Origin of the sequence: Micromonospora sp. AP08, assembly GCF_008085935.1 — a bacterium.
GTDB classification, from domain to species: domain Bacteria; phylum Actinomycetota; class Actinomycetes; order Mycobacteriales; family Micromonosporaceae; genus Micromonospora; species Micromonospora chersina.
On record NZ_VSEZ01000009.1, the window covers coordinates 185104 to 211702 of the forward strand.

Sequence of the window (26599 nt, forward strand, 5' to 3'; positions counted from 1 at the left end):
GGTGTCCCAACGGCTCCGGCGGGAAGATGACATGTCGGAGAACCGGGCATCCCGGGTAAGGTCGCTCTCGACGGGCACGGCAGGTGCCGACGTGGGCGTCGACACCGGTCTGCCGGTTCCATCCAAGGCAGAGCGGGAAGCCACATGCCCAGCAGCACGGGTCCATCGATCGACACGATCACCGAGGGAGGACGGGTGACCCAGGTCGGCGAGGGTCAGGAGGCGGAGGAGACCTCTCCTCCGGTCGTGACCTTCGGTGCTCCCACGGCCGGTGAAGTCCTTGCCGAGCGGTACGAGCTGGTCGAGCACATCAACAACGACAGCGCGGGCCGGCTCGTGTGGCGCGGGGTCGACGTGGTGCTGCGCCGTCCCGTCGCGGTGGTTCTCCGCTATCCGGGTGGCGACTCCGCCACCGAGATGCTCCAGGCGGCCGTCGCCGCCAGCCGGGTGATCCACCCCAACCTGGTCGGCGTCTACGACGCGATCGACGAGGACGACCGGGCCTACGTGGTCCGCGAGTGGGTGGACGGCCAGTCGCTGCGCGAGCTGGTCGCCGCCGACGGTCCGCTGGACCCGGCCCGGGCCACCGCCATCGGCAGCGCGGTCGCCAGCGCCCTCGCCGCCGTCCACGCCACCGGCATGGTGCACGGCAACGTCCACCCCGGCACCGTGATGATCAGCGACGACGCCCGCGTGGTCCTGGCCGACGCGCGTACCGACGGGGCGGACAGCCAGGAGAACGACCTGCGGGCGGTCGGCGGCGTGCTCTACTTCGCCCTGACCGGGCACTGGCCGCACGGCGAGGCCCCGCTGCACGGCGCCACCGCCGGGCACGGCCGCGCCGCCCTCCCCGACGCGGTCCGGGACGCGGGCGGCGCCATCGCCGCGCCCCGCCAGGTCCGGGCCGGGGTGCCGGCGTACCTCGACGACCTCACCATGGACCTGCTCGATCCGGAGATCGCCCCGCCCTCGTCGGACGTGCTGTCGGCCGAGCTCAACCGGCTCGACATCCCCGCCGACGAGCACTTCCTGGAGCAGGCCGGTCCGCTGCGCTTCACCGCCGACACCGAGGACGAGCCCTCGCCGCTGGCCGCGGCCGGCGGCCGCAAGGTCGCCCTGGGCATCGCCGGCCTGCTGGCGGTGGCCCTGGTCGGGCTGCTCATCGGGATCAGCGCCCTCGGCGGCGACGACAAGGACAAGACCAAGGAGCCGGTCGCGCAGCCGACCAGCACCGCTCCCGCCGGCAACGGCACCAGCGCACCGGCCGCGCCGGTCCGCAAGCTGACGATCCAGGACATCCGGATCATTGACCCGGACAGCCGCAAGCGCGACGAGCTGAACGACGTCGAGAAGGTGATCGACGGCGATCCCAACAAGGGCTGGGAGACCGACACCTACAACTCCGCGGACTTCAGCCATTACAAGAAGGGCATGGGGGTCTGGATCGACCTCGGCGCGCCGCACACGGTCAAGGCGATCCAGGCCACCCTGTCGTCCACCGGCGCCTCCGCGGAGCTGCGCGCGGGCAAGAGTGACCAGTTCCAGTCCACCTCGAAGGGCGACAAGGACCTCGTCGCCGCCTACACGCAGCGAATCGGGCAGCCGTTCGAGGAGCACGACGGCACCACGATGGTCTTCGACGGGTTCAACCCGGAGGAGAAGTACCAGTACCTCCTCTTCTGGATCACCGAGCTGCCGGAGAAGGACGGCGGCGGCGGCTGGAAGCTCGGCGTCCAGGAAATCACGGTCCAGGGCTCGTGAGCCGCTCGCCGCACCCGGTGCACCGCCTCCGCCGGACGTGGTGATGGCGGGTCGCGGTGGGCGTACGCCCGGGCCGGCGACCGGGGACGGCCCGCCGGCCGGGGTGTCCGACCTCGACCTGCTGCGGGCGCACGTGGCCGGTGACCGGGACGCCTTCACCGAGCTGTTCCACCGGCACCGCGACCGGCTCTGGGCGGTGGCCCTGCGCACGGTCGGCGACCGCGAGGAGGCGGCCGACGCCCTCCAGGACGCGTTGCTGTCGGCCCACCGCGCCGCGGCCCGGTTCCGGGGCGACTCGGCCGTCACCACCTGGCTGCACCGGATCGTGGTCAACGCCTGCCTGGACCGGATCCGGCGGCGCCAGACGCACGCCACGGTCCCGCTGCCGGACGGAGTGCACACCGACGGGGAGCCCGGCCGGCACACCGGCGGGGTGGAGCCGGCCGCGCCGGCCCGGGACCACGACACCGCCCTGGTGGTCCGGCAGGCCCTCGCCGCGCTGCCGGCCGAGCAGCGCGCCGCGCTGGTCCTCGTGGACGTGCAGGGTTACCCGGTGGCGGAGGTCGCCCGCATGCTCGGGGTCGCCGAGGGGACGGTGAAGAGCCGGTGCGCGCGGGGGCGGGCCCGGCTGGCCGTGCTCCTGGGGCACCTGCGGACCGGCTCCGACGAGCCGGCGGACGTGCCCCCGGTCACCGGCGGGAACCCGCGGCCGCCCGAGGGCGTCGGATCCACGTCGGGGTGGGCCCGGCGGGACGCCAGCCAGGAGGAGACGTGACTTCCCGGGAGTTCAGCGAGGTCGACCACGACCTGCTCGCCGACTACCTCGGCGGTGCGCTGGACGGCACCCCGGAGCAGGCCACCGTCGCCCGGCTGGTCGAGCAGGACCCGGCCTGGGCCGAGGCGTACGCCGCCCTGGCCCGGGCGGTCGAGCTGGTCCACGCCGACCTGGCCGTCTGCGCCGCCGAGCCCGCACCGGAGCTGCCGCCCACCGTGGCGGACCGGATCGACGCGGCGCTCGCGGGCGCCGGACCGTTCTCCACCCCGGACGCTTCCCAGGCCGCCGTGCCCGCGCAGCCCAGCCGGGGTACCCACGCGGCCGGTGGGATGGGCCGGCCGGGCCGGAACACCGGACCGGGGCGCCGTTCGCGGCGCTGGGCCCGGCTCGCCGGTCCGGTCGCGCTGGCCGCCGCTTCGGTGACCGCGGTCGGGTTCGGCGTCAGCCACCTGGTCGACGCCGGCGCCGGCCGGACCACCGCGGCGGGCGACAGCGCGGGAAGCCGGGCCGATCGCGAGGCCGCACCGCTGGCCGCCGCGCCGTTCCGCACCACCGGGCCGGCCCGGCACAGCGGCACCGACTACACCCCCGAGGGGCTCAGCCAGCCGCTGGCCGTCTTCGGTGCGCCCTCGCCCTCGCTCGGCGGCGGCAAGGAGGACACCTCGGGGGGCGAGGACGAGCACCGGGTCGGTGCCGGCGCGACGCTGGGCCGACTCGCCGCCCCGGAGGCGCTGGCCTCCTGCCTGTCCGCGATCGGCGGGGAGCACAACGCCGGCCCGCTCACCGTCGACCTGGTCGACTACGCCCGGTTCCGGGGCAGCCCGGCGCTGGTGGTCACCTTCACGGACGCGGGCGGCGCACGGTGGGCGTGGGTGAGCGGACCCGAGTGCGGGGTTCCCGGATCCGGCGCGGACACCCGGTTCACCACGCGGGTAGGGTGAGGTCACGGTCACCCCGGCGTGTCCCGCCACGTGACGTGACCCACCGGATGACCGGCTCGGGAATCCCCGCTTCGTACGATGACGTTCTGCAAGTCAGGCGCCGACGCCGCTGAGCCGTCGGCACTCGGGATCGACATCGGTGCGCGCCGGTGACGAACACACACATCGGGAGACGGCAGTGGACGAGGTCCGCAACCTGATCATCATCGGCTCCGGGCCGGCCGGTTACACGGCGGCGGTCTATGCCGCGCGCGCCAACCTCAACCCGCTGGTCATCGAGGGCGTGCAGTCCGGTGGCGCGCTGATGACCACCACCGAGGTGGAGAACTTCCCCGGGTTCGCGGACGGCATCCTCGGCCCCGAGCTGATGGACAACATGCGCAAGCAGGCCGAGCGGTTCGGCGCCGAGTTCCTCACCGACGACGTGACCCGGGTCGAGCTCAAGGACACCGGCGAGACCGGCTCCGACGCCGTCAGCACCGTCTGGGTGGGCGAGACCGCCTACCGGGCCAAGGCCGTCATCCTCTCCACCGGCTCGGCCTGGCGCCCGCTGGGCGTGCCGGGCGAGCAGGAGTACCTGGGCCACGGCGTGTCGTCCTGCGCCACCTGTGACGGCTTCTTCTTCCGCAACCAGCACATCGTGGTGGTCGGCGGCGGCGACTCGGCGATGGAGGAGGCCAGCTTCCTCACCCGGTTCGCCGAGTCGGTGACGATCATCCACCGCCGCGACTCGTTCCGCGCCAGCAAGATCATGGCCGCCCGCGCCCTCGGCAACGACAAGATCAAGGTCGAGTGGAACAGCGTGATCGAGGAGATCCTCGGCGAGGACGGCAAGGTCAGCGGCGTACGGCTGCGCAACGTGCACACCGGCGAGAGCAAGGTGCTCGACGTCACCGGCGTCTTCGTCGCGATCGGCCACGACCCGCGCAGTGAGCTGTTCCGCGGCCAGGTGGAACTCGACGACGAGGGGTACGTGAAGGTGCAGGCGCCCAGCACCCGGACGAGCATTCCGGGTGTCTTCGCCGCCGGTGACGTGGTCGACCACACCTACCGGCAGGCGATCACGGCGGCCGGCACGGGGTGTGCCGCCGCCCTGGACGCCGAGCGCTTCATCGCCACCCTGCAAGGCTGAAAGATTCACGAAAAGGTTCCGGAGGAGGGTTCATAGTGGGAGCAACCAAGGCGGTCACGGACGCGAGCTTCGCGAGCGACGTGCTGAAGTCCGACAAGCCGGTTCTGGTCGACTTCTGGGCGGAATGGTGCGGTCCGTGCCGCAAGGTCTCGCCGCTGCTGGAGGAGATCGCGGGCGAGATGGGTGACCAGGTCACCATCGTCAAGCTCAACATCGACGAGAACCCCGAGACGGCGCGCACCTACCGGGTGATGTCCGTGCCGACCCTGACCATCTTCAAGAACGGCGAGCCGGTGCAGTCCATCGCCGGCGCCAAGCCGAAGGGCGAGCTGGTCAAGCTCATCGAGTCGGCGCTCTGAGCCGACGTCCGACACGCCGGAACCCCCGTCCACCCGACCCCGGGTGACGGGGGTTCCGCCTTTCCTGACCTGCCCCGAACCCGGGCCGGTCGGTGACCGGCCACGGTACGCTCCGTTAGGCGTTCGGCGGCGGGAAGCACCCCCGTCGGGGTGTCCGGCCAGCCAGCGTCCGTGCAGAGGGGGTCGTCGTGCGTCCCATCCGACCCGGTGACCGGGGACCCGCCGTGGCCGAGATCCGCACCGTACTCACCGGCCTGGAACTGCTCCCGGCCGGCGGCGGGGGCGACGAGTTCGACCCGGAGACCGAACGCGCGGTCCGGGCGTTCCAGCAGTCCCGCGGCCTCAGCGTGGACGGGCGGGTGGGCGCGGAGACCTGGCAGGCGCTCGACGCCGCCCGCTGGCGGTTCGGCGCGCGCACCCTCTACCACGCGGTCCCCGAGCCGCTCATCGGCGAGGACGTCCGGTCGCTCCAGGAACGGCTCCTGGAGATGGGGTACGACGTGGGCCGCGCCGACGCCATCTACGGCGTCCGCACCAGCCGCGCCGTCGCGCAGTTCCAGCGGGAGATGGGGCTGAAACCGGACGGGGCGTGCGGGCCACACACCATCAACGCGCTGCGCCGCCTCGGCCGCAAGGTGGTCGGCGGGCGGCCGCAGTGGCTCCGCGAGTCCGACGCCATCCGGCAGGCCGGGCCCACCCTGGTCGGGCGGACCGTGGTGATCGACCCGGGGCACGGCGGCACCGACCCGGGCGTGGTCGTGCCCGACGGCCCGCTGCGCTGGACCGAGGCGGACATCGTGCACGACCTGGCCAGCCGCCTGGAGGGGCGGCTCGCCGCGGCCGGCGTACGGGTGCAGCTCACCCGGGGCCCGTCCCCGCGGACCTGCCTGCCGGACGCGGACCGCGCCCAACTGGCCAACTCCCTCGGCGCCGACGTCTTCATCTCGCTGCACACCGACGGGCACGCCAACCCGGAGGCCGACGGGGTGGCCACCTACCACTACGGCACCGACAACGGCGTCACCTCGGCCACCGGGGAGCGACTGGCTGGGCTGGTGCAGCGGGAGATCGTGGCCCGCACCGGGCTGCGGGACTGCCGTACCCACGCCAAGGCGTGGGACCTGCTGCGGCTGACCCGGATGCCGGCGGTACGCGTCGAGGTGGGCTACCTGACCTCGCCCGCCGACCGGGGCCGGCTCGTGGACCCCCGGTTCCGGGACCGGGTGGTCGAGGCCATCGTCGCCGCCGTGCAGCGGATGTACTTCCCGATCGAGCGCGACGTGCCCACCGGCTCGATCGACGTGAGCGAACTGCGGGCGGTGGTGGCCGCCGGCACGGTGGTGGACTGAGCCCGCCGGGCCCGTCAGCTGGTCGAGCGGGTGGCCGGGGCCGGCCGGACCGGGCGGAGCAGCGTCTCCGGGCTCATCGACCCGAGCAGCTTCTCCAGCGCGTACTCGACGTCGGACTTCCAGCTCAGCGCGGTGCGCAACTCCAGCCGCAGCCGCGGGTAGCGCGGGTGCGGGCGGACCGTCTTGAAGCCCACCGACAGGAAGAAGTCGGCCGGTGCGAGGCAGGCCCGGGTCGGGTCGTCCCCGTCGTCGCCGAACTTCGCGTCGCCGAACGCCTCGATCGCCTTGATGCCGCGCTTGGTGAGATCCCGGGCCACCCCCTGCACGAGCATCCGGCCCAGGCCGCCGCCCGCGAAGGCGGGCACCACGTGGGCCGTCATGAGCAGGGCGGCGTCCGCCGAGACCGGCGAGGTGGGAAAGGCCATCGAGCGCGGGACGTACGCCGGCGGGGCGTACATGACGAAACCGGCGGGCATGCCGTCGACGTACGCGAGCTTGCCGCAGGAACCCCACTCCAGGAGCGTCTGGGAGACCCAGGCCTCCTTCTCCAGGCCCGGGTCGCCGGCGGCGCACGCGCGCTCGGCGGAGACCGGGTCCAGCTCCCAGTAGACGCACTGCCGGCAGGAGCGGGGCAGGTCCTCCAGCGTGTCCAGGGTCAGACTGACCAGACGTCGCGACATGAGCACCCCACCCATAGGCTCGCCAGCGGGGACCACCGCGGTCACCCGCCGCCTTCCTGCCCCCGACGAGCGATCGTACGCCCCCACCCGACGCTACGGGAGTGGACGCGCGAACGCCCACCCGAGCCGGGGAGCGGGCCGGTCCGGGATGTGGACGTACCCACATGGTGGGCCCGGTCCTGGACGGCGGCGACTACGATCGACCAACCGGCGTCCCGCGCGCCGCCATGGTTGCCGGCATCGCGGGTACCACACGGGGCGGCAGCCCCGCCGACACCCGATCGAGGTGATGTCATGACCGGCACGACGCTCGACGACTACACCGACCGGTACGCCCGGCGGGTCCGGGGGATGACGGCCTCCGAGATCCGGGCACTCTTCGCGGTGGCCAGCCGGCCGGAGGTGGTCTCGCTCGCCGGTGGGGCGCCCTACATCGCGGCGCTGCCGCTCGACGCGGTCGGCGAGATGCTCGGCCGGCTCGGCGCCGAGCACGGCGCCACCACCCTCCAGTACGGCATCGGCCAGGGCACCCCGGAGCTGCGCGAGCGGATCTGCGAGGTGATGGCGCTCTCCGGGATCGACGCGTCGTGCGGCGCCTCGCCCGAGGACGTGGTGGTCACCGTCGGCGGCCAGCAGGCGCTCGACCTGGTGGCCCGCCTCTTCCTGGACCCGGGGGACGTGGTGCTCGCCGAGGGCCCGACGTACGTCGGCGCACTCGGGGTGTTCCAGGCCGCCCAGGCCCAGGTGGCGCACGTGCCGATGGACTCCGAAGGGCTGATCCCGGAGGCGCTGGAGACGGCCATCGCCGACCTGGCCCGGGCGGGCCGGCGGGTGAAATTCCTCTACACCATCCCGACCTACCAGAACCCGACCGGCGTGACGCTGAGCGAGGAGCGGCGCGAGCGGGTGCTCGACATCTGCGAGCGTGCCGGGCTGCTGGTGGTGGAGGACGACCCGTACGGTCAGCTCGGTTTCGAGGGCGAGGCGCCCGCGCCCCTGCGGGCCCGGCGCCGCGACGGTGTCTTCTACCTGAGCACCTTCTCCAAGACGTTCGCGCCCGGGCTGCGGGTCGGCTGGATCCTCGCCCCACACGCCGTCCGCGACAAGCTGGTCATCGCCAGCGAGGCGCAGATCCTCTGCCCCAGCGGCTACGCGCAGGCCGCCGTCTCGACGTACCTCGGCACCATGCCCTGGCGGCAGCAGCTCAAGGTCTACCGGGAGGTCTACCGGGAGCGCCGGGATGCCATGCTCGACGCGCTCGCGGACCTCATGCCGGAGGGCACCACCTGGACCAACCCGGCCGGCGGCCTCTTCATCTGGGCGACCCTGCCCGACGGCCTGGACTCCAAGGCGATGATGCCGCGGGCGATCGCCGCCCGGGTCGCGTACGTGCCGGGCACCGGCTTCTACGCCGACGGGACCGGCAGCGGCAACATGCGGCTCAACTTCTCCTTCCCGGCCCCGGAGCGGATCCGGGAGGGCGTCCGCCGGCTGGCCGGCGTGATGGAGCAGGAGATCGCCATGCGCAAGGTCTTCGGGGCGGTCGGCGGCGCCGGTCCGCGGCGCCGGCAGGGCGGGTCGGACGCGCCCGGTCCCGACTTGGCATGATTCCCGCATGGCCGTCAGCCCTGCCGCACACACTCCCGTGACCGGACCCGCCACCACCGAGGAACTGCACGTGCTGGTGCTCGCCGGCGGACTCTCCTACGAGCGGGACGTCTCGCTCCGGTCCGGCCGGCGGGTGCTCGACGCGCTTCGCGCCGTCGGCGTGGAGGCCGAACTGCGGGACGCCGACGTGGCGCTGCTGCCCGCCCTCGCCGCCGACCCGCCGGACGCCGTGGTGATCGCCCTGCACGGTGCCACGGGCGAGGACGGCTCGCTGCGCGGGGTGCTCGACCTCTGCGACGTGCCCTACGTCGGCTGCGACGCCCGCGCGTCCCGGCTCGCCTGGGACAAGCCCTCCGCCAAGGCGGTGCTGCGCGAGGCCGGCATCCCCACGCCCGACTGGGTCGCGCTCCCGCACGACCGCTTCTCCGAACTGGGCGCGGTGGCCGTTCTGGACCGGATCGCCGACCGGCTCGGCCTGCCGCTGATGGTCAAGCCCGCGCAGGGCGGCTCCGGGCTGGGCGCCGCCGTGGTCCGGGACGCCGCGTCGCTGCCGGCCGCCATGGTCGGCTGTTTCGCGTACGACCAGACGGCGCTCGTGGAGCGCTACGTGCCCGGGATGGACGTGGCGGTCTCCGTGCTCGACCTGGGCGAGGGCCCGCAGGCGCTCCCGCCGGTCGAGATCGTGCCCCGCAACGGCGTCTACGACTACGCGGCCCGCTACACCGCCGGCCGCACCACCTGGCATGCGCCGGCCCGGCTCGACCCCGCGACGACCGAACGGGTGGCCGAGGTGGCGCTCGCCGCGCACACCGCGCTCGGGCTGCGCGACCTCTCCCGGGTCGACCTGATCGTCGACGCGGAGGGCCAGCCGCACGTGCTGGAGGTCAACGTCTCCCCGGGGATGACCGAGACCTCGCTGCTGCCGCTGGCCGTCCAGGCGGCCGGGCTGGACTTCGGGCGGGCGCTCGGCACTCTGGTCACCCGCGCCGCCGCCCGCCGCCCCTGACGCCAGGCTGACCCGGCCTTCTCCGGCGGCCTCGCCTTCGTCGGCTACCCGGCCTTCGCCGGTGTGCCCGCGTTCGCCGGCTCCTCGGGCTTCTCGGGTGTGTCCACGTTCGCCGGCTCGTCGGTCGCGGGCGCCTCCGCCGCTTCGGCCTCCGGGATCTCGTCCGCCGCCTCGATCACCGAGGCGGTCTCCTCCTCGGGCTCCTCGGCCGCCTCGCCGGCCGCCTGCGCCGTGAGGCTCGACGGCGCCTGCCACTGGATGCGGGGCGGCTCGGCCAGGGGACGGCCACCGAACTCGGCGAGCCAGGCGGCCACCATGGCCAGGTTCTCCCGCCACTGCGCCTCGGAGATCGGCGGCAGGATCGAGTCCCACAGGGACAGGAACGTGCCCCGCAGTTGCAGCCGCCCGTACGGCCGCGCCAGGAACCACATGTGCAGGTGCGCCGACCCGTCACCCCAGCGGTTGACGTGCACCCGGGCCACGCCGTCCAGCGAGCGGATGGCCCGCTCGAGGCGCACGGTCATCACGCCCAACTCGGCGGCGAGCAGGTTCGGCAGGTCGCCGAGATCAAGGTGCGACCGGGACTCCAGGATCAGCACCATCGGGAGGCCCGTGGGCCGGTCCATCGCCCGGACCCGCCATCGCTCACCCACCCAGATGTACGCCTCGTCCGGCGCGTTGCAAGCGGTGCATTCCCGGTCCCCCTCGCCGCGGCGGGGAGGCTCGACCGGTACCGGCTCGTCGAGCTGCTTGACTCGGAGATCGCCCTCGAAGGGAAAGGAGGGCCACTGGGTGAAGTCCGGGACTGAGGGAGGGGTGTCCTGCACGAGGCTGACCCTAACCGAGTTGGCGACGCCTGTCCTCCCTACCTGACCACCGGCAGGCCGAGCGTTCCTCGTCGATCCGCAACGGGTTGTCCACCACGTTGTCCACAGGGCGCTGCGATCGCCACCACACCGCGTCATCCACTGCTCAGCAAGGGTTTTCGCGCGGTGTTTCACGTGAAACGGCGAGGGCCTGTGGAAAACCGCTGTGGATAACGCGGGTCGGTTGTGCAGGGGTTGCGGGGGTGCCTCGGTCCTTCCTTCCTAACGAGCGAGCTGGCCATCCGCACCGGCCTGTTTCACGGTTCTCCGGCTTCTTCCTGAGGCGGTCGTCCGGAGGGATCGGAGGGCGGCGGTGGCGCTTGTTTCACGTGAAACGGCTCCCCCTCCGGTGGGGTCGTGGGAACGCTCGGGCACCGTCAGGCGAAGTCATTCGTGGCCCGGATACGGCCCGGTCGGAACCTTCAAGGTCGTTCGACTCCGCCTTCTCGAACCGCTCTGGTTGGGGCCACCCCGATGGCGGCTGCACCCAGTCGCCTTCCCGTTGATCGAGCCAGGAGATCGACCCGCCTCGGACGACGGTCCCAGCCCCGCGCGAGCGAGCAGCCGGCCGATCCGGTCCCGTCGGTCCGTTGGGCTCCTGGGGAGGTCGCCCAGGTGCAGGAGGCGTCCATTCGCCGACGCGACGGCATGCCCGGCGTTTCACGTGAAACAGAGATGCGGCGGCGCGCGGCCATTGGGCACAGCCGTGCCGCTCCGGGGCGCCGGTACCGAGATGCTTCTACTGCTCATCAAACGCGCAGCCGGATCGCCCCGAGGCGGCGGACCGGCCGTAGCGCGCCGTGCGACTCGGGGACGCCTCGCGCGCGCACCGGATGCCTCGCTTGCGATGCGTCGGTCTGCCGCGCTTGCCACACCGGCTCGGCTCACGGTCCGGACTCCTTGGAGGCGGAACGCGGTGGAGCGGGCTTTCGGCGAGCTGACTCAGGGACCGGGACGTCATCGCGACCGCCAACGAGGGGCCAAATGCACGCGGTGACATGGGAGGCGGCCGTCGCGCCCGTCCAGGGCCCCAGAGCCGGCTCCAGAGGGGAACGGACCGGTCCCAGCACCCAAGGCGGCGGCACACGGCTTCAGAAGGTCACACAGCCCCCGCAACGAAGGTCTGTAAGACAAGAGGGGATTCCCGAGAGCAGTGGAGGGGGCGACGGCGACCGGAGCGAGGGAGCACCGGCAAAGACGACATCGTCAAAAGGGCTCCCGGGTTGCCGACTCAGGGCGAGGACACCGAGCGCCGGCGGGACACCGTCGGGCGGACCCTCGCCGGCGGAACCTCGGACGGACCCTCGCCGGCGGAAACCCTCGGGCGGACCCTCGCCGGCGGAGACCGTCGGACGGAGGCTTGCCGGCGCAGGGGGCACTGCCGCCGCGGGGGCACCGCTGGCGCAGGGAGGCACCCCGGCGCACGGGGGCACCGCCGGGGCCGGATCGCGATGCCGCCGGGGAGGCGGTGCAGCCGGGGAGGCGGCCGTGCCGCCTCGGCGAGGGCGGCGAGCAGGCTCGCCACCGGGCAACGGCGCCTGCGGGCCGGGTGTCACCGGGTGGAGGAGACGAGTGGTGGTCCACCGGCAGGGGTGCGTCCAGGCGCCGCCAGGACGAAGCCGGCGCCGGGACGAAGGCCGGCGCCGGGTAGACCCGCCGCCAAGGCAAGGAATACCGACGCGCAAGGGTTTACCGCCGCCAACAGGAAGGCGACGGGCCTGGGAGTGAGCAATGCCGACCACAGGCCGAGCCCAATGCCCCGGGGCAGACGACGGTTACAAACGGAGCCGGCGGAATGGGGACGCCCGCCTCGTGGCGACCGGCGGGAGTGGGCTCTTCGATGAGCGGGCGACGTGCCCGACGACCGGAATCGCGGACCAGTGTGCGACCGGCGGTGACGAGCGTGTGCGACCGTCGGTGGAGGAGCGGCGGGAACGACCGGGGCCGGATGTCCTCTTCGTGGAACCGAGTTCCCGCCTCCCACCACCGTTTCACGTGAAACACGCGCCGCCCGCGCTGCCCCCGCATCAACATCGGCCGCACCGCAAGCAGCCCGCGCAACAACCCATCAGCACCACCAGGCGGGCCTCCAGGCGCAGCGCTCGTCCCGCCGCGAACCGCGGCGGGGTGCAGCACCAACGAGGACTCCCGCCCGGCCCCTGCCGTCGGCTGGCGTCCCCGGGGTCTCCGCAACTGGGCCGCAGCAGCCGACCCGGGCACCATCGGGGGAACAACCGGCCCACGAGTTCCGCAGTGGCCGACGAGCCCTCCAAACGGCTCGGCCGCGTCGCCCCCGCAGGGACCACGCGGCCGAGATCGACAGGGCCGTACTCACTCGGCGGGCTGCTCCTCCTGGCCCACCCCGATGATCCCGACGATCCGCTCCAGGTCGTCGACCGTCGCGAACTCGATCGTGATCTTCCCCTTGCTCCGGCCGATGTCGACCTTCACCCGGGTGTCGAAGCGATCGGAGAGCCGGTCGGCGAGGTCCGTCAGAGCGGGCGCGTGCGCCTTCGGCCGGCGCTTCGCGGCCGGGGTCTTCGCCGGGCCGTCGGCGAGCGCCAGGGCGACGAGTTCCTCGGTCGCGCGTACGGAGATGCCCTCGGCGACGATGCGCTTGGCGAGCTGCTCCTGCGCGTCGGCGTCGTCGAGGCTCAGCAGGGCACGGGCGTGGCCGGCGGAGAGCACCCCGGCGGCGACCCGGCGCTGCACGTGGGCGGGCAGGTTCATCAGCCGGATGGTGTTGGAGATCTGCGGCCGGCTCCGGCCGATCCGGCGGGCCAGCTCCTCGTGCGTCGCGCCGAACTCCTCCAGCAGTTGCTGGTACGCGGCCGCCTCTTCGAGGGGGTTGAGGTTGGCCCGGTGGATGTTCTCCAGCAGGGCGTCCCGGAGCATCGCGTCGTCCTTGGTGTCCCGGACGATGGCGGGGATGCTCTCCCGGCCGACCGCCTGGGCCGCACGCCAGCGCCGCTCGCCCATGACGAGTTCGTACTTCTCGCTGTCGAGCTGGCGGACCACGATCGGCTGGAGGAAACCCACCTCCTGGATCGAGGTCTTCAGCTCCTCCAGCGCCTCCTCGTCGAAGACGTGCCGGGGCTGCTTCGGGTTCGGCACGATGCTGTCGACCGGGATCTCGGCGAAGCGGGCACCCGGGACCGGGCTCAGTTGCGGCTCCGGCTCCGCGGCCGGGGCGGCCGGGGTGGCCGGGGTGGCCGGGGTGGCCGGGGTGCTCACCTCACCGGCGCCGACGGCTCCGGTGACGGCCGCCGCCGCACCGCCGGCGGGCGTGACGGCTGCCGCCGTACCGTTCTCGGTTTCGGCGGCTGCCGGGGCACTGCCCGGCGCGGGGCCGGTGGGGATGAGGGCACCGAGACCCCGGCCCAGTCCGCCGCGAGGACGGTTCTTCATGCGACGCCTCCCAGCGACTTCTCCGCACTACGCATTCCGGCTCACCGGCTCCATGACGCCTCGCTCGGCGATCTCCTGGGCGGCCTCGAAGTAGCTCGTGGCCCCCCGCGAACCGGGATCGTAGGTCATCACGGACTGCCCGTAGCTGGGCGCCTCGGAGACTCGTACGTTCCGGGGGATCACGGCCTGGAGCACCTTGTCCCCGAAGTGGTTCCGGACGTCCTGCTCCACGGCGTCGGCCAACCGGGTGCGCCGGTCGTACATGGTGAGCAGGATGGTGGAGACTTCGAGCTTCGGGTTGAGGTGCTGCCGGACCAGGTTGATGTTCTGGATCAGCTGGTTGAGACCCTCCAGCGCGTAGTACTCGCACTGAATGGGGATCAGCACCTCCTGCGCGGCGACCAACGCGTTGACGGTCAGCAGGCCGAGCGACGGCGGGCAGTCGATGAAGACGTAGTCGAAGTGCCCCGGGTACGCGGCGATGGCCCGGGCCAGCCGGGACTCCCGGGCGACCACCGAGACCAGTTCGATCTCGGCGCCCGCCAGGTCGATGGTGGCCGGCACGCACCAGAGGTTCGGGATGCCCTCGACGGCCTGGGCCACCTCCTCCAGCGGCACGCTGTCGATGAGGCAGTCGTAGACGTCCGGCACCCCGGTGTGGTGCGGCACGTTGAGCCCCGTGGAGGCGTTGCCCTGCGGGTCGAGGTCGACCACCAGCACCCGGTTGCCGTGCAGGGCGAGTGCCACCGCCAGGTTCACCGTGGTCGTGGTCTTGCCCACGCCGCCCTTCTGGTTGGCGACGCACATCACCCGGGTCCGTTCGGGACGAGGCATGGTGACCTCGCCACTGGGATTCAGGATCTGCACGGCGCGCATAGCCTCCATAGCCAACGGTGGGTCATCCTCTTCGCGCGTCGGGGTTTCACGTGAAACGTACGTGCTCGCGGGGGGTTCGTCGTCGTAGCCGGCGGCCGGTGGCGTGTCGGCCGGGGCGGTCACGCCCGCGGCCACGTCCGGCGCGGCTTGCGGGGTGGGCTGCTGCGGCACGGCCACCGCCGGAGGCTGCGGTTCGTAGCGCGCGGGGACCGCCGCGTTCCCGCGTGCGGGAGCGGGACGAGGGGCGGGCGCGTTCCCGGGGCCGCCGTTCGGGTCGTGCGGGTCCCGGGCCAGCGGCACGTTCGCCGGTACGGAGGAGACCGGCCGCACGGCCCCCGTCGACGGCGCCTCCCGACGCACCACCGGATCGCAGTCCGGGGGACGCGTGGACGGGTCGTCGGGCTCGCCGCTCGCCGGCCAGCCCTGGTAGGTGGTTTCACGTGAAACGGGGCCGGTGGCAGAGGGTTGCCCCCCAGGCCCGGTCACCCGTCGATCGTCGTACCTGCCGTCGTCATGCACCTGTCATCCCTGCCCGCTCCGGATGGTCGGTCCGCACCCCGTCATTCAGGCCCCCGCGCTCACCGCGCGGCGTCACCGGCCCGGCGGGAACGGTCGGGTTCGGGTGCCGCCCGGCACCGCCGCTCCACACTATCGACGCGCGGCCAGCCTACGGCCGACGGGCGCAGCGGGTCCACGTCGGGTTCTGATCGGTCAGCTCACGCCCACCCGGTCCAACGGCCGGGTGGGCGCGCGGAACGCCTTACCGCGTCAGCGGTCCCGACCCTGGGAGCCGCGGCGGCGGCCGCCCCGCGAGCGCTTCGGCCCCTTCTTCCTGGCCGGGCCGACCACCCGCTCGCGGACCACCTCGATCACCGTGGCGGGCGGATCGATCACGCCGGTTCCGCACCGGTGCAGTTCCGGCTCGCCGCCACCGAGCCGGGCCACCGCCGCGGCGTGCTCGGCGATCTCCTCGGCGGCGGAGGCGCCCTTGAGGGCCACCAACCGGCCGCCGGGCACCGCCAGCGGAAGGCACCAGGCGGCGAGCCGGTCCAGCGCCGCCACGGCACGCGCGGTGACGATGTCGGCGCTCAGCGGCTCCCGGTCGCGCGACCCCGTGGCGGCTTCCTCGGCACGCCCGCGGAACACCCGGACCGATCGGGTCAGCCCGAGGTGCTGCACCGCCTCGATCAGGAAGGAGGTCCGCCGGGCGAGCGGCTCGACCAGCGTCACCGTGAGGTCCGGGCGGGCGATGGCCAGCACCAGACCGGGCAGGCCCGCTCCGGAGCCGACGTCGATGACGCTGGCCCCCTCCGGGATGCGCTCGGCCACCGCCGCGCAGTTGAGCAGGTGGCGGTCCCAGAGCCGAGGCGTCTCGCGGGGGCCGATCAGGCCGCGCACCACCCCGTCCGTGGCCAGCAGTTCGGCGTACGCGGCGGCCAGGTCGAGCCGGTCGCCGAAGAGGGTACGGGCGGCGTCCGCCAACTCGGGCGGCAACGTCGCCCCCACCGGGGACGGCTGCTCATCGGCGGACCGGTCCGCACCGTCCACGAAGGACTGTCGCGTCTCCACGCTCCGGTCACCGGAAGGCGGCACAGCGGCGGCGGTCGGCTCGGCGAACACCGGGTCGGCGGGACCGACCGGGGCGGCCGGCTCCGGCATCGCCGACCCGCCCGGTGGCGGGGGCTCACTGAAGAAGGCCGGCGTCACCTCGGCGGCGGGGTCCGCCGCGACGACCGGCTCCGGGCCGGGCTCGCCGGAGAAGGTGGGGTCCGCCGGGGTGGCGGGCCCCGCCGGCACCGACGGATCGGCCGGGACCTCGCCGGCGGAGAAGACGGGGTCGACGGAAGGGTCGGGGTGGACAGGCGACGGCCCGGGCGGCGCGCCGCCCGGGCCGGTCACGGCACCCGCCGTCGTCTCGTCGGAAGCCACCCGGGTCAGTCCGCCACCGGCCGGACCACGATCCGGCGGTTCGGCTCAACGCCCTCGGATTCGCTCTCCACGCCGCTCATCGCGTTGACCACGTCGTGCACGCACTTGCGCTCGAAGGCGGACATCGGCTCCAGGCGCACGGGCTCGCCGTGCTCCTTGACCTTCTCCACCGCGTTCTTGGCGACGGCGGCCAACTCCTTGCGCCGGGCGGCGCGGTAGCCGCCGACGTCGAGCAGCAGGCGGCTCGGCGAACCGGTCTGCCGGAACACCGCGAGCCGGGCCAGCTCCTGCAGCGCCTCCAGGGTGGCGCCGCGCTGACCGACCAGGTTCTGCAGGCGGCCGCCGACCACCTCGACGACCGGGCGGCCGCCGGAGACCAGCTCGTCGATGTCGCCGTCGTAGTCGAGGATGTCGAGCAGGCCCTCGACGTAGTCGGCGGCGATCTCGCTCTGCCGGAACAGGTCGCTGTCGGCGGGGGCCTTCTTCTCCCGGGCCTCGCCCTGGGTCTCCTCGGCCTCCTCGGTGGTGGCGGCCGGCGCGCTCTCCTCGTCCAGGGACTGGTCGGCGCTGGGGATGCTGGTGTCGGTCACGGTCTCATCTCCGTACTCGCTCGGCCGGACCGTCGGGTCCGCTGGTCTCCCGGGGCCGGCGGGAGGTTTCGCCGGTGCCCTCGGGCAGGTCTGTACGGGCCAGTTTCGCCCGTGACCGCGCTCCGCGCGGCGGTTCCGGCCCGGCGCCGACCTCTCGGTGGCAGCTCGGGGGCCGGAACGGGCCGCCACCGGATCTCCGGCGGCGGCCCGGTGGGCTCAGCCCTGTCGCTTGGCGGGGCGGCCGCCGCTCTTCTTCGGGTTGACCGGCTTGGCGCCGGGCTTCGGGCCGGCCACCTTCGGGGCGGCGGCCGGGGCCTTGACGGCCGGCTGGGCGGTCTTGCGGCCGAGCAGGCCACCGGTGCGGGCCGGCTGGGCGGTCGCCTTGCCGCCGGTGGTCTTGCCGGCGGTGGCGTTCTTCGGCGGCACCAGCGGCGGGAACTTCCGGAGCACCCACTGCTGCTGGCCGAGGGTGAAGAGGTTGTTCGTGACCCAGTAGATGATCACACCGATCGGGAAGATCGAGCCCGAGATGAGCAGCGAGACCGGGATGCCGTAGAGCATCAGCCGCTGCACCATGCGCTGCTGCGGGTCCTCGGCCCAGCCGGTCTTGAGGATCATCTGCCGGCTGGTCAGGTAGGTGGTGGCGATCATGATGAGCACCAGGATGCCGGCGACGATCTTGACGGTCGTGCTGTTGGCCCCCAGGTTGGCCAGCTCGTCCGCGGTGGAGCCGAACCGGCCGGAGATCGGGGCGGTGAAGAGCTTCGCGCTGGAGGCGCTGTTGAACTGCTCGACGGTCCAGCCGTACAGGGTCTTGCCCTGGTTGTCGGGGTTGAGCCGCTTGAGCGTGTGGAACAGGCCGAGGAAGACCGGGATCTGGAGGAACATCGGAAGGCAGCCCATGAGCGGGTTGGCCTTTTCCTTCCGATAGAGCTCCATCATCTCCTTCTGGAGCGTCTCCCGGTCACCCTTGTGCTTCTCCTGCAGCTCCTTGACCTTGGGCTGGAGCGCCTGCATGGCCCGCTGCGACTTGATCTGCTTGACGAAGACCGGGAAGAGAATCACCCGGACCGTCACCACCAGGAAGATGATGGAGAGGATCCAGGCCCAGTTCGTACCGATCACGGCATCGACCGGAACCCCGATGGCGTCCCAGGCCGAGTGCCAGGTCAGCAGGATCCACGAGATCGCGTAGTAGATCCAGTCGAGACTAAACACTCAGGCTCCAGTCACGTCGGAACGGCGGCGGCCGCCCGGCTCCGGCACCGGGTCGTGTCCACCTGGGTGGAAGGGGTGGCAGCGCGACAGCCGCCGGACCGTCAGCCAGGCTCCCCGCAGCGCACCGTGCCGGGACACCGCCTCGACGGCGTAGGCACTGCACGACGGGTAGAACCGGCAGCGGGCCGGCAGTGCCGGACTTATCCACCGACGGTACGCGATGATGGGCGCCAGCAGCATGCGGGCACCGGTGGTGGGCCGCGGCGCGGCAGTGTGTTCGGTCACCGGGACCGCCGACCCCGGGGGGAGCGCGCGGCGGCGAGGGCCGCGTCCAGGTCAGCTCCGAGCCGGGCGTACGACGCCTCGGCGGCCGGCGGCAGGGCGCGTACCACCAGGGTGCTGCCGGCGGGCAGGTCGGCCAGCCGCTCGCGGACCAGGTGGCGGAGCCGGCGGCGGACCTTGTTCCGGACCACGGCGTTGCCGACGGCCTTGGACACGACGAAGCCGGCGCGGCGGGGTGCGGAGGTGTCCGCACCGCTGCTCCGCGCCGGCTCCGGCGAGGGTGTCGCGGTCGATCCGGTCTGCTCGGGGAGGGTCAGGTGGACCACGACGGCGCCACGGCCGACGCGGCGGCCACCCCGGACCGCTGCGGCGAAGTCGCTACTGCGCCGCAGTCGTTGTGCGGCGGCCAGCACGACTGCCCACGTCCCCGGACCGGACCGGTCGGCCTCAGGCCGACAGGCGGGCGCGGCCCTTGGCGCGACGGGTCGAGATGATGGCGCGGCCGGCACGGGTGCGCATGCGCAGCCGGAAGCCGTGGGTCTTCGCGCGCCGGCGGTTGTTCGGCTGGTAGGTGCGCTTGCTCACGTCAGGCTCTCCGTTGTCGTACGCCCCGCGCGGGGGATCGCCCGGGGTCGTGTGGTGGTCCAGGCCACCTCTGCGGTGGCCTCCGATCGGTGCTGCCCGGTGGCGCGGGACCTCGGCGATGCGGGGAAGCGACCGCGGACAGCAAGCACCCATCACCCTAGCAGAGGGCGAGAGAGCAGCCGCTCCAGCCTACGCAGGGCGGCAATGACCGTCAAACCTCACACCAGGGCCCCCGACCAGCGCCGCAAGCGCGACCGAAGGGGCGGTTTTCACTGATGTTGACAAGGCTGCCCCGGTGTCGACGGTTGATGGCGCGGGGTCCGCGCTGTTAGCGTGCCCGATTGCGGTCAGCGTCGGGGGGTCCGAGTTTGTCGCTGACCGGCAGGACCGGACAAGGTAGTGAATCGTTCGGCACGGTGAACCCGCTTCAGCGCCTCCGGAACCAGGGGGCAGGTCCGACCCGCGTCCGGTGGGCGGCCACAATCGGTCGGTACACACAGGCTGTGGATAACTTGTGGATGACGACCGGTCAGCCGTCCGGGCGGGCGTGAGGAGAGGCGAGGGGGGTGGCACGACGGTGACCGGATCGAACGACCTTGCCGCGGTGTGGACGGCGACGACCGACGAGCTCGCCGACGAGATCATCTCCGCGCAGCAACGGGCGTACCTCCGGTTGACCCGGCTCCGGGCGATCGTCGAGGACACCGCGCTGCTCTCCGTACCGGACGCGTTCACCCGGGACGTGATCGAGTCCCGCCTCCGCCCGGCCATCACCGAGGCGTTGAGCCGCCGGCTCGGCCGGCCCATCCAGGTCGCCGTCACCGTCCGCGCCGCCGAGGACCCGGGCGGCCGTCCGGCCGGCACCGTCTACCGCAGCGCCCCGGAGCCCCTCGCCGGCCCCGCGGACCTGCTCGCCGGCTTCGACCAGCCCGCACCGGCGGACACCGCGCCCGGCTTCCCCGACCTGGGCTTCCCGCCGGCCCGGCCGGAGGCCCCCGCGTACGCCGACCCGCGCCCGGAGCCGCCGGCCGAGGAGCCGGCCCCCCGGCAGCGCACCGCCGACGGCGCCCGCCCGCAGCTGATCCCGGCCAGCCGGGACGGGCAGGACACGCTCTTCAGCGCCGCCTTCGCCGAACCGCTGCGCGCCGCCCCCGAGCGCCGTGCCTTCGACGAGCGGGCCCGGGTCGAAACGCCCGCCCCCGACGCCGGCGGCTACGAGCCCCGCTACCGGGAGGCGCCCGGCCCGGCCGACGCCCCGCCGCTGCGCGGCCTGCCCCGCGACGGCGCCACGGACAGCGGCCCGGGTCGCGGCGCCCCCGACCACCGTCCCGGCGGCCAGGCCGACCGGCGGCTGCCCGGCGGGGCGGAGAGCGGCGGCAACCGGCTCAACCCGAAGTACATGTTCGAGACGTTCGTCATCGGCTCGTCCAACCGCTTCGCCCACGCGGCGAGCGTGGCGGTGGCCGAGTCGCCGGCGAAGGCGTACAACCCGCTGTTCATCTACGGCAGCTCCGGGCTCGGCAAGACCCACCTGCTGCACGCCATCGGGCACTACGCCACGACGCTGGGCAACGCCCGCTCGGTCCGGTACGTCTCGACCGAGGAGTTCACGAACGACTTCATCAACTCGCTGCGGGACGACAAGACCAGCGCGTTCCAGCGCCGCTACCGGGACGTGGACATCCTCCTGATCGACGACATCCAGTTCCTGGAGAACCGGGAGCGGACCCAGGAGGAGTTCTTCCACACCTTCAACACCCTGCACAACGCCAACAAGCAGATCGTGATCACCTCGGACCGCTCGCCGAAGCAGCTGGCGACGCTGGAGGACCGGCTGCGGACCCGCTTCGAGTGGGGCCTGCTCGCCGACATCCAGCCGCCGGACCTGGAGACCCGGATCGCGATCCTGCAGAAGAAGGCGGCGCAGGAGCGGCTGTTCGCCCCGCCGGACGTGCTGGAGTTCATCGCCTCCCGGGTGTCGAACTCGATCCGGGAGCTCGAGGGTGCGCTGATCCGGGTGACCGCGTTCGCCAGCCTCACCCGCTCGTCGGTGGAGCTGTCGCTGGCCGAGGAGGTGCTGCGGGACTTCATCCCGGACGGCGCCGGCCCGGAGATCACCGCCGACCAGATCATGGTCTCGACCGCGGACTACTTCGGGGTGAGCCTGGAGGACCTGCGCGGTCACTCCCGGTCCCGGGTGCTCGTCAACGCCCGCCAGGTGGCCATGTACCTGTGCCGGGAGCTGACCGACCTGTCGCTGCCCCGGATCGGGCAGGCGTTCGGCGGCCGGGACCACACCACCGTCATGCACGCCGACCGGAAGATCCGCCAGCAGATGGCGGAGCGGCGCTCGCTCTACAACCAGATCGCCGAGCTGACCAACCGGATCAAGCAGACCACCTGATCCGCACGCGGACACTACGCCCGGCCGGGCCCCACCGGCCGGGCTTTTCCGTGCCTGTGGAAAGCGGGGGCTTGACCCTCGACCCGGTTCAGGGCCCACGATCGGGGTCGTGTTCATCCACAACTCGGTCCGCTTGTCCACATCCCCTGTGTCACAGGCGGTGGATAACCACGCTCGGTGCCAACCCGGTTACCCACAGACTGTGGACAACCCCTGGGGACGACGCTGTGGACGCCTGGGGACGACGGTCGGGTTGTCCACCGACGACGGTCGGCCTGTGGGCGACCTGTTGAAGGTTCTGGGGATGACGGCGGTCGACGCTGTCGGCGCTGTCCACAACACTGGGGAGAAACCCGGTGGATTAGCGGTGGACAACCGGTGGACAGCCGTGGAAAACCCGGCGGCCGGCGACGGCTGTGGACTCAGACACGGGTTGTACCCCTGGTTCTCCACAGCGAAACCACCGGTGGATAACCTGTCTGACCTGGGCGGACGTGGGTTCTCCACAGTTTGCACAGGTGCGATGAAGACGATGAGTTATCTCTTCTAAAACAACAAAAACCAATCATCACCGTTGGACTTCCTGTGGATCGGGCCGGAGCACTGCCGCCGGCAGTCGCCCGGGCACCTGGATCCACGGGGTCGGGCGCACAGCCGATGCCCACGCGCCCTAAGGTGCGATGGGTACCCGCACGGTCGGGCGGGACGGGTGGCAGCGGTCGGCATGAGAGAGTTGTCGCTGACGTCGACGCGGAGGCATTGATGAAGTTCCGAGTGGAGCGCGACGCGCTCGCCGAGGCGGTCGCGTGGACCGCCAAGAGCCTGCCCAACCGACCCTCCGTACCGGTGCTGGCCGGGGTGATGCTCCGCGTCACCGACGGCAACCTCCAGGTTTCCGGCTTCGACTACGAGGTCTCCAGCCAGGTCACGGTCGAGGTGCAGGGTGACGCCGACGGCGCCGCCCTGGTCTCCGGCCGGCTGCTCGCCGAGATCACCAAGGCGCTCCCGGCCAAGCCGGTGGACATCGCCGCGGTCGGCGCGCACCTGGAACTGGTCTGCGGCAGTGCCCGGTTCACCCTGCCGACCATGCCGGTCGAGGACTACCCGACCCTGCCCGAGATGCCGGAGAGCGCCGGCACCGTCGACGCGGCCGCGTTCGCCGCCGCGGTCGCCCAGGTGGCCGTGGCCGCCGGTCGCGACGAGACGCTGCCGATGATGACCGGCGTCCGGATCGAGCTGTCCGGCAGCACGCTGGCCATGCTCGCCACCGACCGCTACCGTCTGGCCCTGCGCGAGATGGAGTGGAACCCGGACGACCCGGAGATCAGCCTCAACGCGCTGGTGCCCGCCCGCACGCTGCACGACACCGCCAAGGCCCTCGGCCCGCTCGGCGGCCACGTCACCATGGCGCTGTCCCAGGGCGGCGCGGGCGAGGGCATGATCGGCTTCTCCGGCGGCACGCGCCGGACCACCAGCCGGCTGCTCGACGGGGCCAACTACCCGCCGGTGCGCTCACTCTTCCCGGCCAGCCACAACGCCGAGGCCCGGGTTCCGGTCGCCACGCTCATCGAGGTGGTCAAGCGGGTGGCGCTGGTCGCCGAGCGGACCACCCCGGTGCTGCTCAGCTTCAGCTCCGACGGCCTGGTGGTCGAGGCCGGCGGCACCGAGGAGGCCCGGGCCAGCGAGGCCATGGAGGCGACCTTCACGGGCGACCCGCTGACCATCGGCTTCAACCCGCAGTACCTGATCGACGGCCTCACCAACCTGGGCGCCCAGCACGCCCAGCTGGCGTTCGTCGACGCCTTCAAGCCCGCGGTGATTTCCCCGGCGGGCGAGGATGGCGAGGTCATCCCGGGGTACCGGTACCTCATCATGCCGATCCGCGTGTCCCGCTGATCGACGGCAGCACCACCCAGACGTACGGAGGTAGGAGCAGATGCAGCTCGGCCTGGTAGGACTCGGCCGGATGGGCGGCAACATGCGCGAGCGGTTGCGCGCCGCCGGTCACGAGGTGGTCGGCTACGACCGCAACGCGGAGCTGAGCGACGTCGCGAGCCTCGCGGAGCTGGCCGAGAAGCTGGAGTCGCCCCGCGCGGTCTGGGTGATGGTTCCGGCCGGCGTCACCGACGCCACCATCGACGAGCTCGCCGGCGTGCTCGGTGCGGGCGACATCATCATCGACGGCGGCAACTCCCGGTTCAGCGACGACGCCCCGCGCGCCGAGCGCCTCAACGAGCAGGGCATCGGCTACATCGACGTCGGCGTCTCCGGCGGTGTCTGGGGCAAGCAGAACGGGTACGCCCTGATGGTCGGCGGCGCCCAGGAGCACGTCGGGCGGCTCATGCCGATCTTCGAGGCGCTCAAGCCGGCGGGCGAGTTCGGCTTCGTGCACGCCGGCCCGGTCGGCGCCGGCCACTACGCGAAGATGGTGCACAACGGCATCGAGTACGGCCTGATGCACGCCTACGCCGAGGGCTACGAGCTGCTGGCCGCCTCCGAGCTGGTGACCAACGTGCCGGGCGTCTTCAAGTCCTGGCGCGAGGGCACGGTGGTCCGGTCCTGGCTGCTCGACCTGCTGGACCGTGCGCTGGACGAGGACCCGGAGCTGGCCGAGCTGAGCGGCTACACCGAGGACACCGGCGAGGGCCGGTGGACGGTCGACGAGGCGGTCCGGCTCGCCGTGCCGCTGAACGTCATCACCGCCTCGCTGTTCGCCCGGTTCGCCTCCCGGCAGGACGACTCGCCCGCCATGAAGGCCGTCGCCGCGCTGCGCCAGCAGTTCGGCGGCCACGCCGTCCACAAGCGCTGACCGGTATCCACAGCCTGTGTACGTCCGCCGGCTCGAACTGGTCGACTTCCGCTCGTACGAGCGGGTCGGCGTCGACCTGGAGCCGGGCCCGAACGTGCTGGTCGGCGCGAACGGCGTCGGCAAGACCAACCTGGTCGAGGCGTTGGGCTACGTGGCGACCCTGGACTCGCACCGGGTCGCCACGGACGCCCCGCTGGTCCGGATGGGCGCCGCCTCGGCGGTGATCCGCTGCGCGGTGGTGCACGAGGGCCGGGAACTCCTGATCGAGCTGGAGATCGTCCCGGGCAAGGCCAACCGTGCCCGGCTGGGCCGTTCCCCGGCCCGCCGCGCCCGGGACGTGCTGGGCGCGCTGCGGCTGGTGCTCTTCGCCCCGGAGGACCTGGAGCTGGTCCGCGGCGACCCGGCCGAGCGCCGCCGCTACCTGGACGACCTGCTGGTCACCCGCCAGCCCCGGTACGCCGGGGTGCGCGCCGACTACGAGCGGGTGGTGAAGCAGCGCAACGCGCTGCTGCGGACGGCGTACCTGGCCCGGAAGACGGGCGGCTCGCGGGGCGGGGACCTGTCCACCCTCGCGGTCTGGGACACCCACCTGGCGCACCACGGGGCGGAGCTGCTCGCCGGCCGGCTGGAGCTGGTCGCCGCGCTCACCCCGCACGTGGCCAAGGCGTACGACGCGGTGGCGGCGGGCCGGGGCGCGGCGGGGATCGCGTACCGGCCGTCGGTGGAGCTGCCCGAGTCGACCACGGACCGGGCGGCGCTGGTGGAGGCGCTCGCCGCCGCCCTGACGGCGAGCCGGTCGGCGGAGATCGAGCGGGGCACCACCCTGGTCGGCCCGCACCGCGACGACCTGGCGCTCACCCTCGGCCCGCTGCCCGCCAAGGGCTACGCCAGCCACGGCGAGTCCTGGTCCTACGCGCTGGCGCTGCGGCTGGCCGGGTACGACCTGCTGCGCGCCGACGGGATCGAGCCGGTGCTGGTGCTGGACGATGTCTTCGCCGAGCTGGACGCCGGCCGGCGCGAACGGCTGGCCGAGTTGGTGGGCGGCGCGAGCCAGCTCCTGGTGACGTGCGCGGTGGACGACGACGTGCCGGCGACCCTGCGGGGCACCCGGTACGCGGTGGGCGAGGGGACGGTACGCCGTGTCGGATGAGGTGCAGCTCCCGCCCGCGCGGCTGGGGCCGGGACGCGGTGGGCGTACCCCTGAGGGGCCGGAGGCGGAGTCGGGCGGTGCGGCCGGCGCGGGCCTGCCGGAGGGGACGGCCGGGCCGGAGCTGGCCCGGGCGGTGCTGGACGCCGCGAAGGCCCGGCGGCAGGCGGCCGCGGGCACCCGGCGGCGCAGCGCGGTCCGGGGCGACGGCGAGAAGCGGCTGCGCGGCTACTCCGGCCCGGGGCCGGACCCGCGCGACCCGCAGCCGCTCGGCGCCGTGCTGGACAAGCTGGTGAAGGCCCGCGGCTGGCAGCAGCCGGCCGCGGAGGCGACGGTCTTCGGCGCCTGGGAGCGGGTGGTCGGGGCGGAGGTGGCGCAGCACAGCCGCCCGGTGAAGCTGGAGAACGGCGAGCTGACCGTGGAGGCGCGCTCGACGGCCTGGGCCACCCAGTTGCGGCTGCTCGCCGGCTCGCTGCTCAAGCAGATCGCCAGCGAGGTGGGCCACAACGTGGTGCGCAAGCTGCACATCCACGGCCCGGCCGCGCCGTCCTGGTCGCGCGGCCCGCGCCGGGTGCGCGGCCGCGGCCCCCGCGACACCTACGGCTGACCGTCACCGGTCGGTGCGGCGTGCCTCCCGCTGGGCGCGCTTGAGCTCCCGCTGCTCGCGGCTCCACTGCTTGCGCCGCTCCAGGTCCTGCTTCCACGCCTCGCGGGCCAGCTGCGAGCCGCCCTGCACCGCGCCCTGCACCTGGGAGGGGCCGGCGAGGTTGCGGAACACCCAGCCCATGAGGCGGCCGCCCTTGCCGGAAGCGTCGCCCACCTGCTCGTCGTCGCTCATCCGCCCGACCTCTCCCTCACCGACCATGCATGCTTG

The 26599-nt window shown here is 73.1% G+C and carries 24 protein-coding genes; 13 read left to right on the forward strand and 11 right to left on the reverse strand.

Features of this window, described 5'->3' with window-relative positions; translation table 11 throughout:
• The first annotated feature begins 144 nt into the window (after window positions 1-144).
• From FXF50_RS17680 to FXF50_RS17705, 6 genes are all read left to right on the forward strand, one after another.
• On the forward strand, window positions 145-1761 hold the full coding sequence (locus tag FXF50_RS17680; RefSeq protein WP_148429171.1) for a protein kinase family protein: 1617 nt from the start codon (window positions 145-147) through the stop codon (window positions 1759-1761).
• A gap of 43 nt (window positions 1762-1804) precedes the next feature.
• A complete protein-coding gene (gene sigM / locus FXF50_RS17685) occupies window positions 1805-2536 on the forward strand; it encodes an RNA polymerase sigma factor SigM (RefSeq protein WP_148429173.1) in 732 nt (243 codons plus the stop codon).
• Entirely contained in the window at window positions 2533-3477 is a 945-nt protein-coding gene (locus FXF50_RS17690) for a hypothetical protein (protein WP_148429176.1), read from the forward strand. The genes sigM and FXF50_RS17690 overlap by 4 nt, the downstream gene beginning before the upstream one ends.
• A 178-nt stretch (window positions 3478-3655) precedes the next feature.
• Window positions 3656-4609, forward strand: a complete 954-nt coding sequence (gene trxB / locus FXF50_RS17695) for a thioredoxin-disulfide reductase (protein ID WP_148429178.1) — start codon at window positions 3656-3658, stop codon at window positions 4607-4609.
• A gap of 35 nt (window positions 4610-4644) precedes the next feature.
• On the forward strand, window positions 4645-4968 hold the full coding sequence (gene trxA, locus FXF50_RS17700; RefSeq protein ID WP_073836974.1) for a thioredoxin: 324 nt from the start codon (window positions 4645-4647) through the stop codon (window positions 4966-4968).
• Window positions 4969-5156: 188 nt separating this feature from the next.
• Window positions 5157-6317, forward strand: coding sequence for an N-acetylmuramoyl-L-alanine amidase (locus tag FXF50_RS17705; RefSeq protein ID WP_148429180.1), 1161 nt, complete (start codon window positions 5157-5159; stop codon window positions 6315-6317).
• A gap of 14 nt (window positions 6318-6331) precedes the next feature.
• Here the strand turns inward: FXF50_RS17705 and FXF50_RS17710 are convergent, their stop codons facing one another.
• A complete protein-coding gene (locus FXF50_RS17710; protein WP_091316295.1) occupies window positions 6332-6997 on the reverse strand; it encodes a GNAT family N-acetyltransferase in 666 nt (221 codons plus the stop codon).
• 294 nt (window positions 6998-7291) lie between these two features.
• On the opposite strand from FXF50_RS17710, the gene FXF50_RS17715 reads away from it, so the two are divergent.
• Both FXF50_RS17715 and FXF50_RS17720 read left to right on the forward strand, forming a co-directional pair.
• Window positions 7292-8605 carry a PLP-dependent aminotransferase family protein gene (locus FXF50_RS17715; RefSeq protein ID WP_148429182.1) on the forward strand — a complete coding sequence of 438 codons (1314 nt, stop codon included), beginning with the start codon at window positions 7292-7294 and terminating at the stop codon, window positions 8603-8605.
• A 7-nt stretch (window positions 8606-8612) separates the two neighbouring features.
• Window positions 8613-9611: a D-alanine--D-alanine ligase gene (locus tag FXF50_RS17720; RefSeq protein WP_148429184.1), complete on the forward strand. Its 999-nt coding sequence runs from the start codon at window positions 8613-8615 to the stop codon at window positions 9609-9611.
• A gap of 44 nt (window positions 9612-9655) precedes the next feature.
• On the opposite strand, the gene FXF50_RS17725 is transcribed toward FXF50_RS17720, so the two are convergent.
• From FXF50_RS17725 to rpmH, 9 genes are all read right to left on the reverse strand, one after another.
• Window positions 9656-10438 carry a hypothetical protein gene (locus FXF50_RS17725; protein WP_255510086.1) on the reverse strand — a complete coding sequence of 261 codons (783 nt, stop codon included), beginning with the start codon at window positions 10436-10438 and terminating at the stop codon, window positions 9656-9658.
• 2370 nt (window positions 10439-12808) lie between these two features.
• On the reverse strand, window positions 12809-13885 hold the full coding sequence (locus FXF50_RS17730) for a ParB/RepB/Spo0J family partition protein (RefSeq protein WP_148429186.1): 1077 nt from the start codon (window positions 13883-13885) through the stop codon (window positions 12809-12811).
• A gap of 27 nt (window positions 13886-13912) precedes the next feature.
• Window positions 13913-15280 carry a ParA family protein gene (locus tag FXF50_RS29355; RefSeq protein WP_148429188.1) on the reverse strand — a complete coding sequence of 456 codons (1368 nt, stop codon included), beginning with the start codon at window positions 15278-15280 and terminating at the stop codon, window positions 13913-13915.
• A gap of 249 nt (window positions 15281-15529) precedes the next feature.
• Window positions 15530-16267: a 16S rRNA (guanine(527)-N(7))-methyltransferase RsmG gene (rsmG, locus tag FXF50_RS30280; RefSeq protein ID WP_370464126.1), complete on the reverse strand. Its 738-nt coding sequence runs from the start codon at window positions 16265-16267 to the stop codon at window positions 15530-15532.
• 428 nt (window positions 16268-16695) lie between these two features.
• A complete protein-coding gene (locus FXF50_RS17745; protein WP_148429192.1) occupies window positions 16696-17280 on the reverse strand; it encodes a R3H domain-containing nucleic acid-binding protein in 585 nt (194 codons plus the stop codon).
• Between the two features lie 216 nt (window positions 17281-17496).
• Complete coding sequence (gene yidC, locus FXF50_RS17750) at window positions 17497-18498, reverse strand: membrane protein insertase YidC (protein WP_148429194.1); 1002 nt, start codon at window positions 18496-18498, stop codon at window positions 17497-17499.
• The gene (yidD, locus tag FXF50_RS17755) at window positions 18499-18738 is read right to left on the reverse strand and encodes a membrane protein insertion efficiency factor YidD (protein WP_222866071.1); all 240 of its coding nucleotides are present in this window, start codon (window positions 18736-18738) and stop codon (window positions 18499-18501) included.
• Window positions 18739-18779: 41 nt separating this feature from the next.
• Entirely contained in the window at window positions 18780-19193 is a 414-nt protein-coding gene (gene rnpA / locus FXF50_RS17760; protein ID WP_148429198.1) for a ribonuclease P protein component, read from the reverse strand.
• Window positions 19194-19227: 34 nt separating this feature from the next.
• Window positions 19228-19365 carry a 50S ribosomal protein L34 gene (gene rpmH / locus FXF50_RS17765; protein WP_013736606.1) on the reverse strand — a complete coding sequence of 46 codons (138 nt, stop codon included), beginning with the start codon at window positions 19363-19365 and terminating at the stop codon, window positions 19228-19230.
• Between the two features lie 577 nt (window positions 19366-19942).
• On the opposite strand from rpmH, the gene dnaA reads away from it, so the two are divergent.
• The 5 genes from dnaA (at window position 19943) to FXF50_RS17790 (ending at window position 26332) form a co-directional block, all read left to right on the forward strand.
• A complete protein-coding gene (gene dnaA / locus FXF50_RS17770; RefSeq protein ID WP_148429200.1) occupies window positions 19943-21769 on the forward strand; it encodes a chromosomal replication initiator protein DnaA in 1827 nt (608 codons plus the stop codon).
• Between the two features lie 762 nt (window positions 21770-22531).
• Complete coding sequence (gene dnaN, locus FXF50_RS17775) at window positions 22532-23665, forward strand: DNA polymerase III subunit beta (RefSeq protein ID WP_148429202.1); 1134 nt, start codon at window positions 22532-22534, stop codon at window positions 23663-23665.
• Window positions 23666-23705: 40 nt separating this feature from the next.
• Entirely contained in the window at window positions 23706-24578 is an 873-nt protein-coding gene (gnd, locus tag FXF50_RS17780) for a phosphogluconate dehydrogenase (NAD(+)-dependent, decarboxylating) (protein WP_148429205.1), read from the forward strand.
• Window positions 24579-24594: 16 nt separating this feature from the next.
• Window positions 24595-25728, forward strand: coding sequence for a DNA replication/repair protein RecF (recF, locus tag FXF50_RS17785; RefSeq protein WP_148429207.1), 1134 nt, complete (start codon window positions 24595-24597; stop codon window positions 25726-25728).
• The gene (locus FXF50_RS17790; protein ID WP_148429209.1) at window positions 25718-26332 is read left to right on the forward strand and encodes a DUF721 domain-containing protein; all 615 of its coding nucleotides are present in this window, start codon (window positions 25718-25720) and stop codon (window positions 26330-26332) included. The genes recF and FXF50_RS17790 overlap by 11 nt, the downstream gene beginning before the upstream one ends.
• 3 nt (window positions 26333-26335) lie before the next feature.
• Here FXF50_RS17790 and FXF50_RS17795 read toward each other — a convergent pair whose 3' ends face one another.
• A complete protein-coding gene (locus tag FXF50_RS17795; RefSeq protein WP_370464124.1) occupies window positions 26336-26590 on the reverse strand; it encodes a hypothetical protein in 255 nt (84 codons plus the stop codon).
• Window positions 26591-26599: the final 9 nt, after the last annotated feature.

What these genes read in the sequence shown, in the direction of transcription:
- FXF50_RS17715 (WP_148429182.1), top strand. Translation starts at nt 7,292, where the DNA reads ATGACCGGCACGACGCTCGACGACTACACCGACCGGTACGCCCGGCGG.
- sigM (WP_148429173.1), top strand. Translation starts at nt 1,805, where the DNA reads ATGGCGGGTCGCGGTGGGCGTACGCCCGGGCCGGCGACCGGGGACGGC.
- yidD (WP_222866071.1), bottom strand. Translation starts at nt 18,738, where the DNA reads ATGCTGCTGGCGCCCATCATCGCGTACCGTCGGTGGATAAGTCCGGCA.
- FXF50_RS17680 (WP_148429171.1), top strand. Translation starts at nt 145, where the DNA reads ATGCCCAGCAGCACGGGTCCATCGATCGACACGATCACCGAGGGAGGA.
- FXF50_RS17795 (WP_370464124.1), bottom strand. Translation starts at nt 26,590, where the DNA reads ATGGTCGGTGAGGGAGAGGTCGGGCGGATGAGCGACGACGAGCAGGTG.
- gnd (WP_148429205.1), top strand. Translation starts at nt 23,706, where the DNA reads ATGCAGCTCGGCCTGGTAGGACTCGGCCGGATGGGCGGCAACATGCGC.
- FXF50_RS17730 (WP_148429186.1), bottom strand. Translation starts at nt 13,885, where the DNA reads ATGAAGAACCGTCCTCGCGGCGGACTGGGCCGGGGTCTCGGTGCCCTC.
- FXF50_RS17720 (WP_148429184.1), top strand. Translation starts at nt 8,613, where the DNA reads ATGGCCGTCAGCCCTGCCGCACACACTCCCGTGACCGGACCCGCCACC.
- FXF50_RS17710 (WP_091316295.1), bottom strand. Translation starts at nt 6,997, where the DNA reads ATGTCGCGACGTCTGGTCAGTCTGACCCTGGACACGCTGGAGGACCTG.
- dnaN (WP_148429202.1), top strand. Translation starts at nt 22,532, where the DNA reads ATGAAGTTCCGAGTGGAGCGCGACGCGCTCGCCGAGGCGGTCGCGTGG.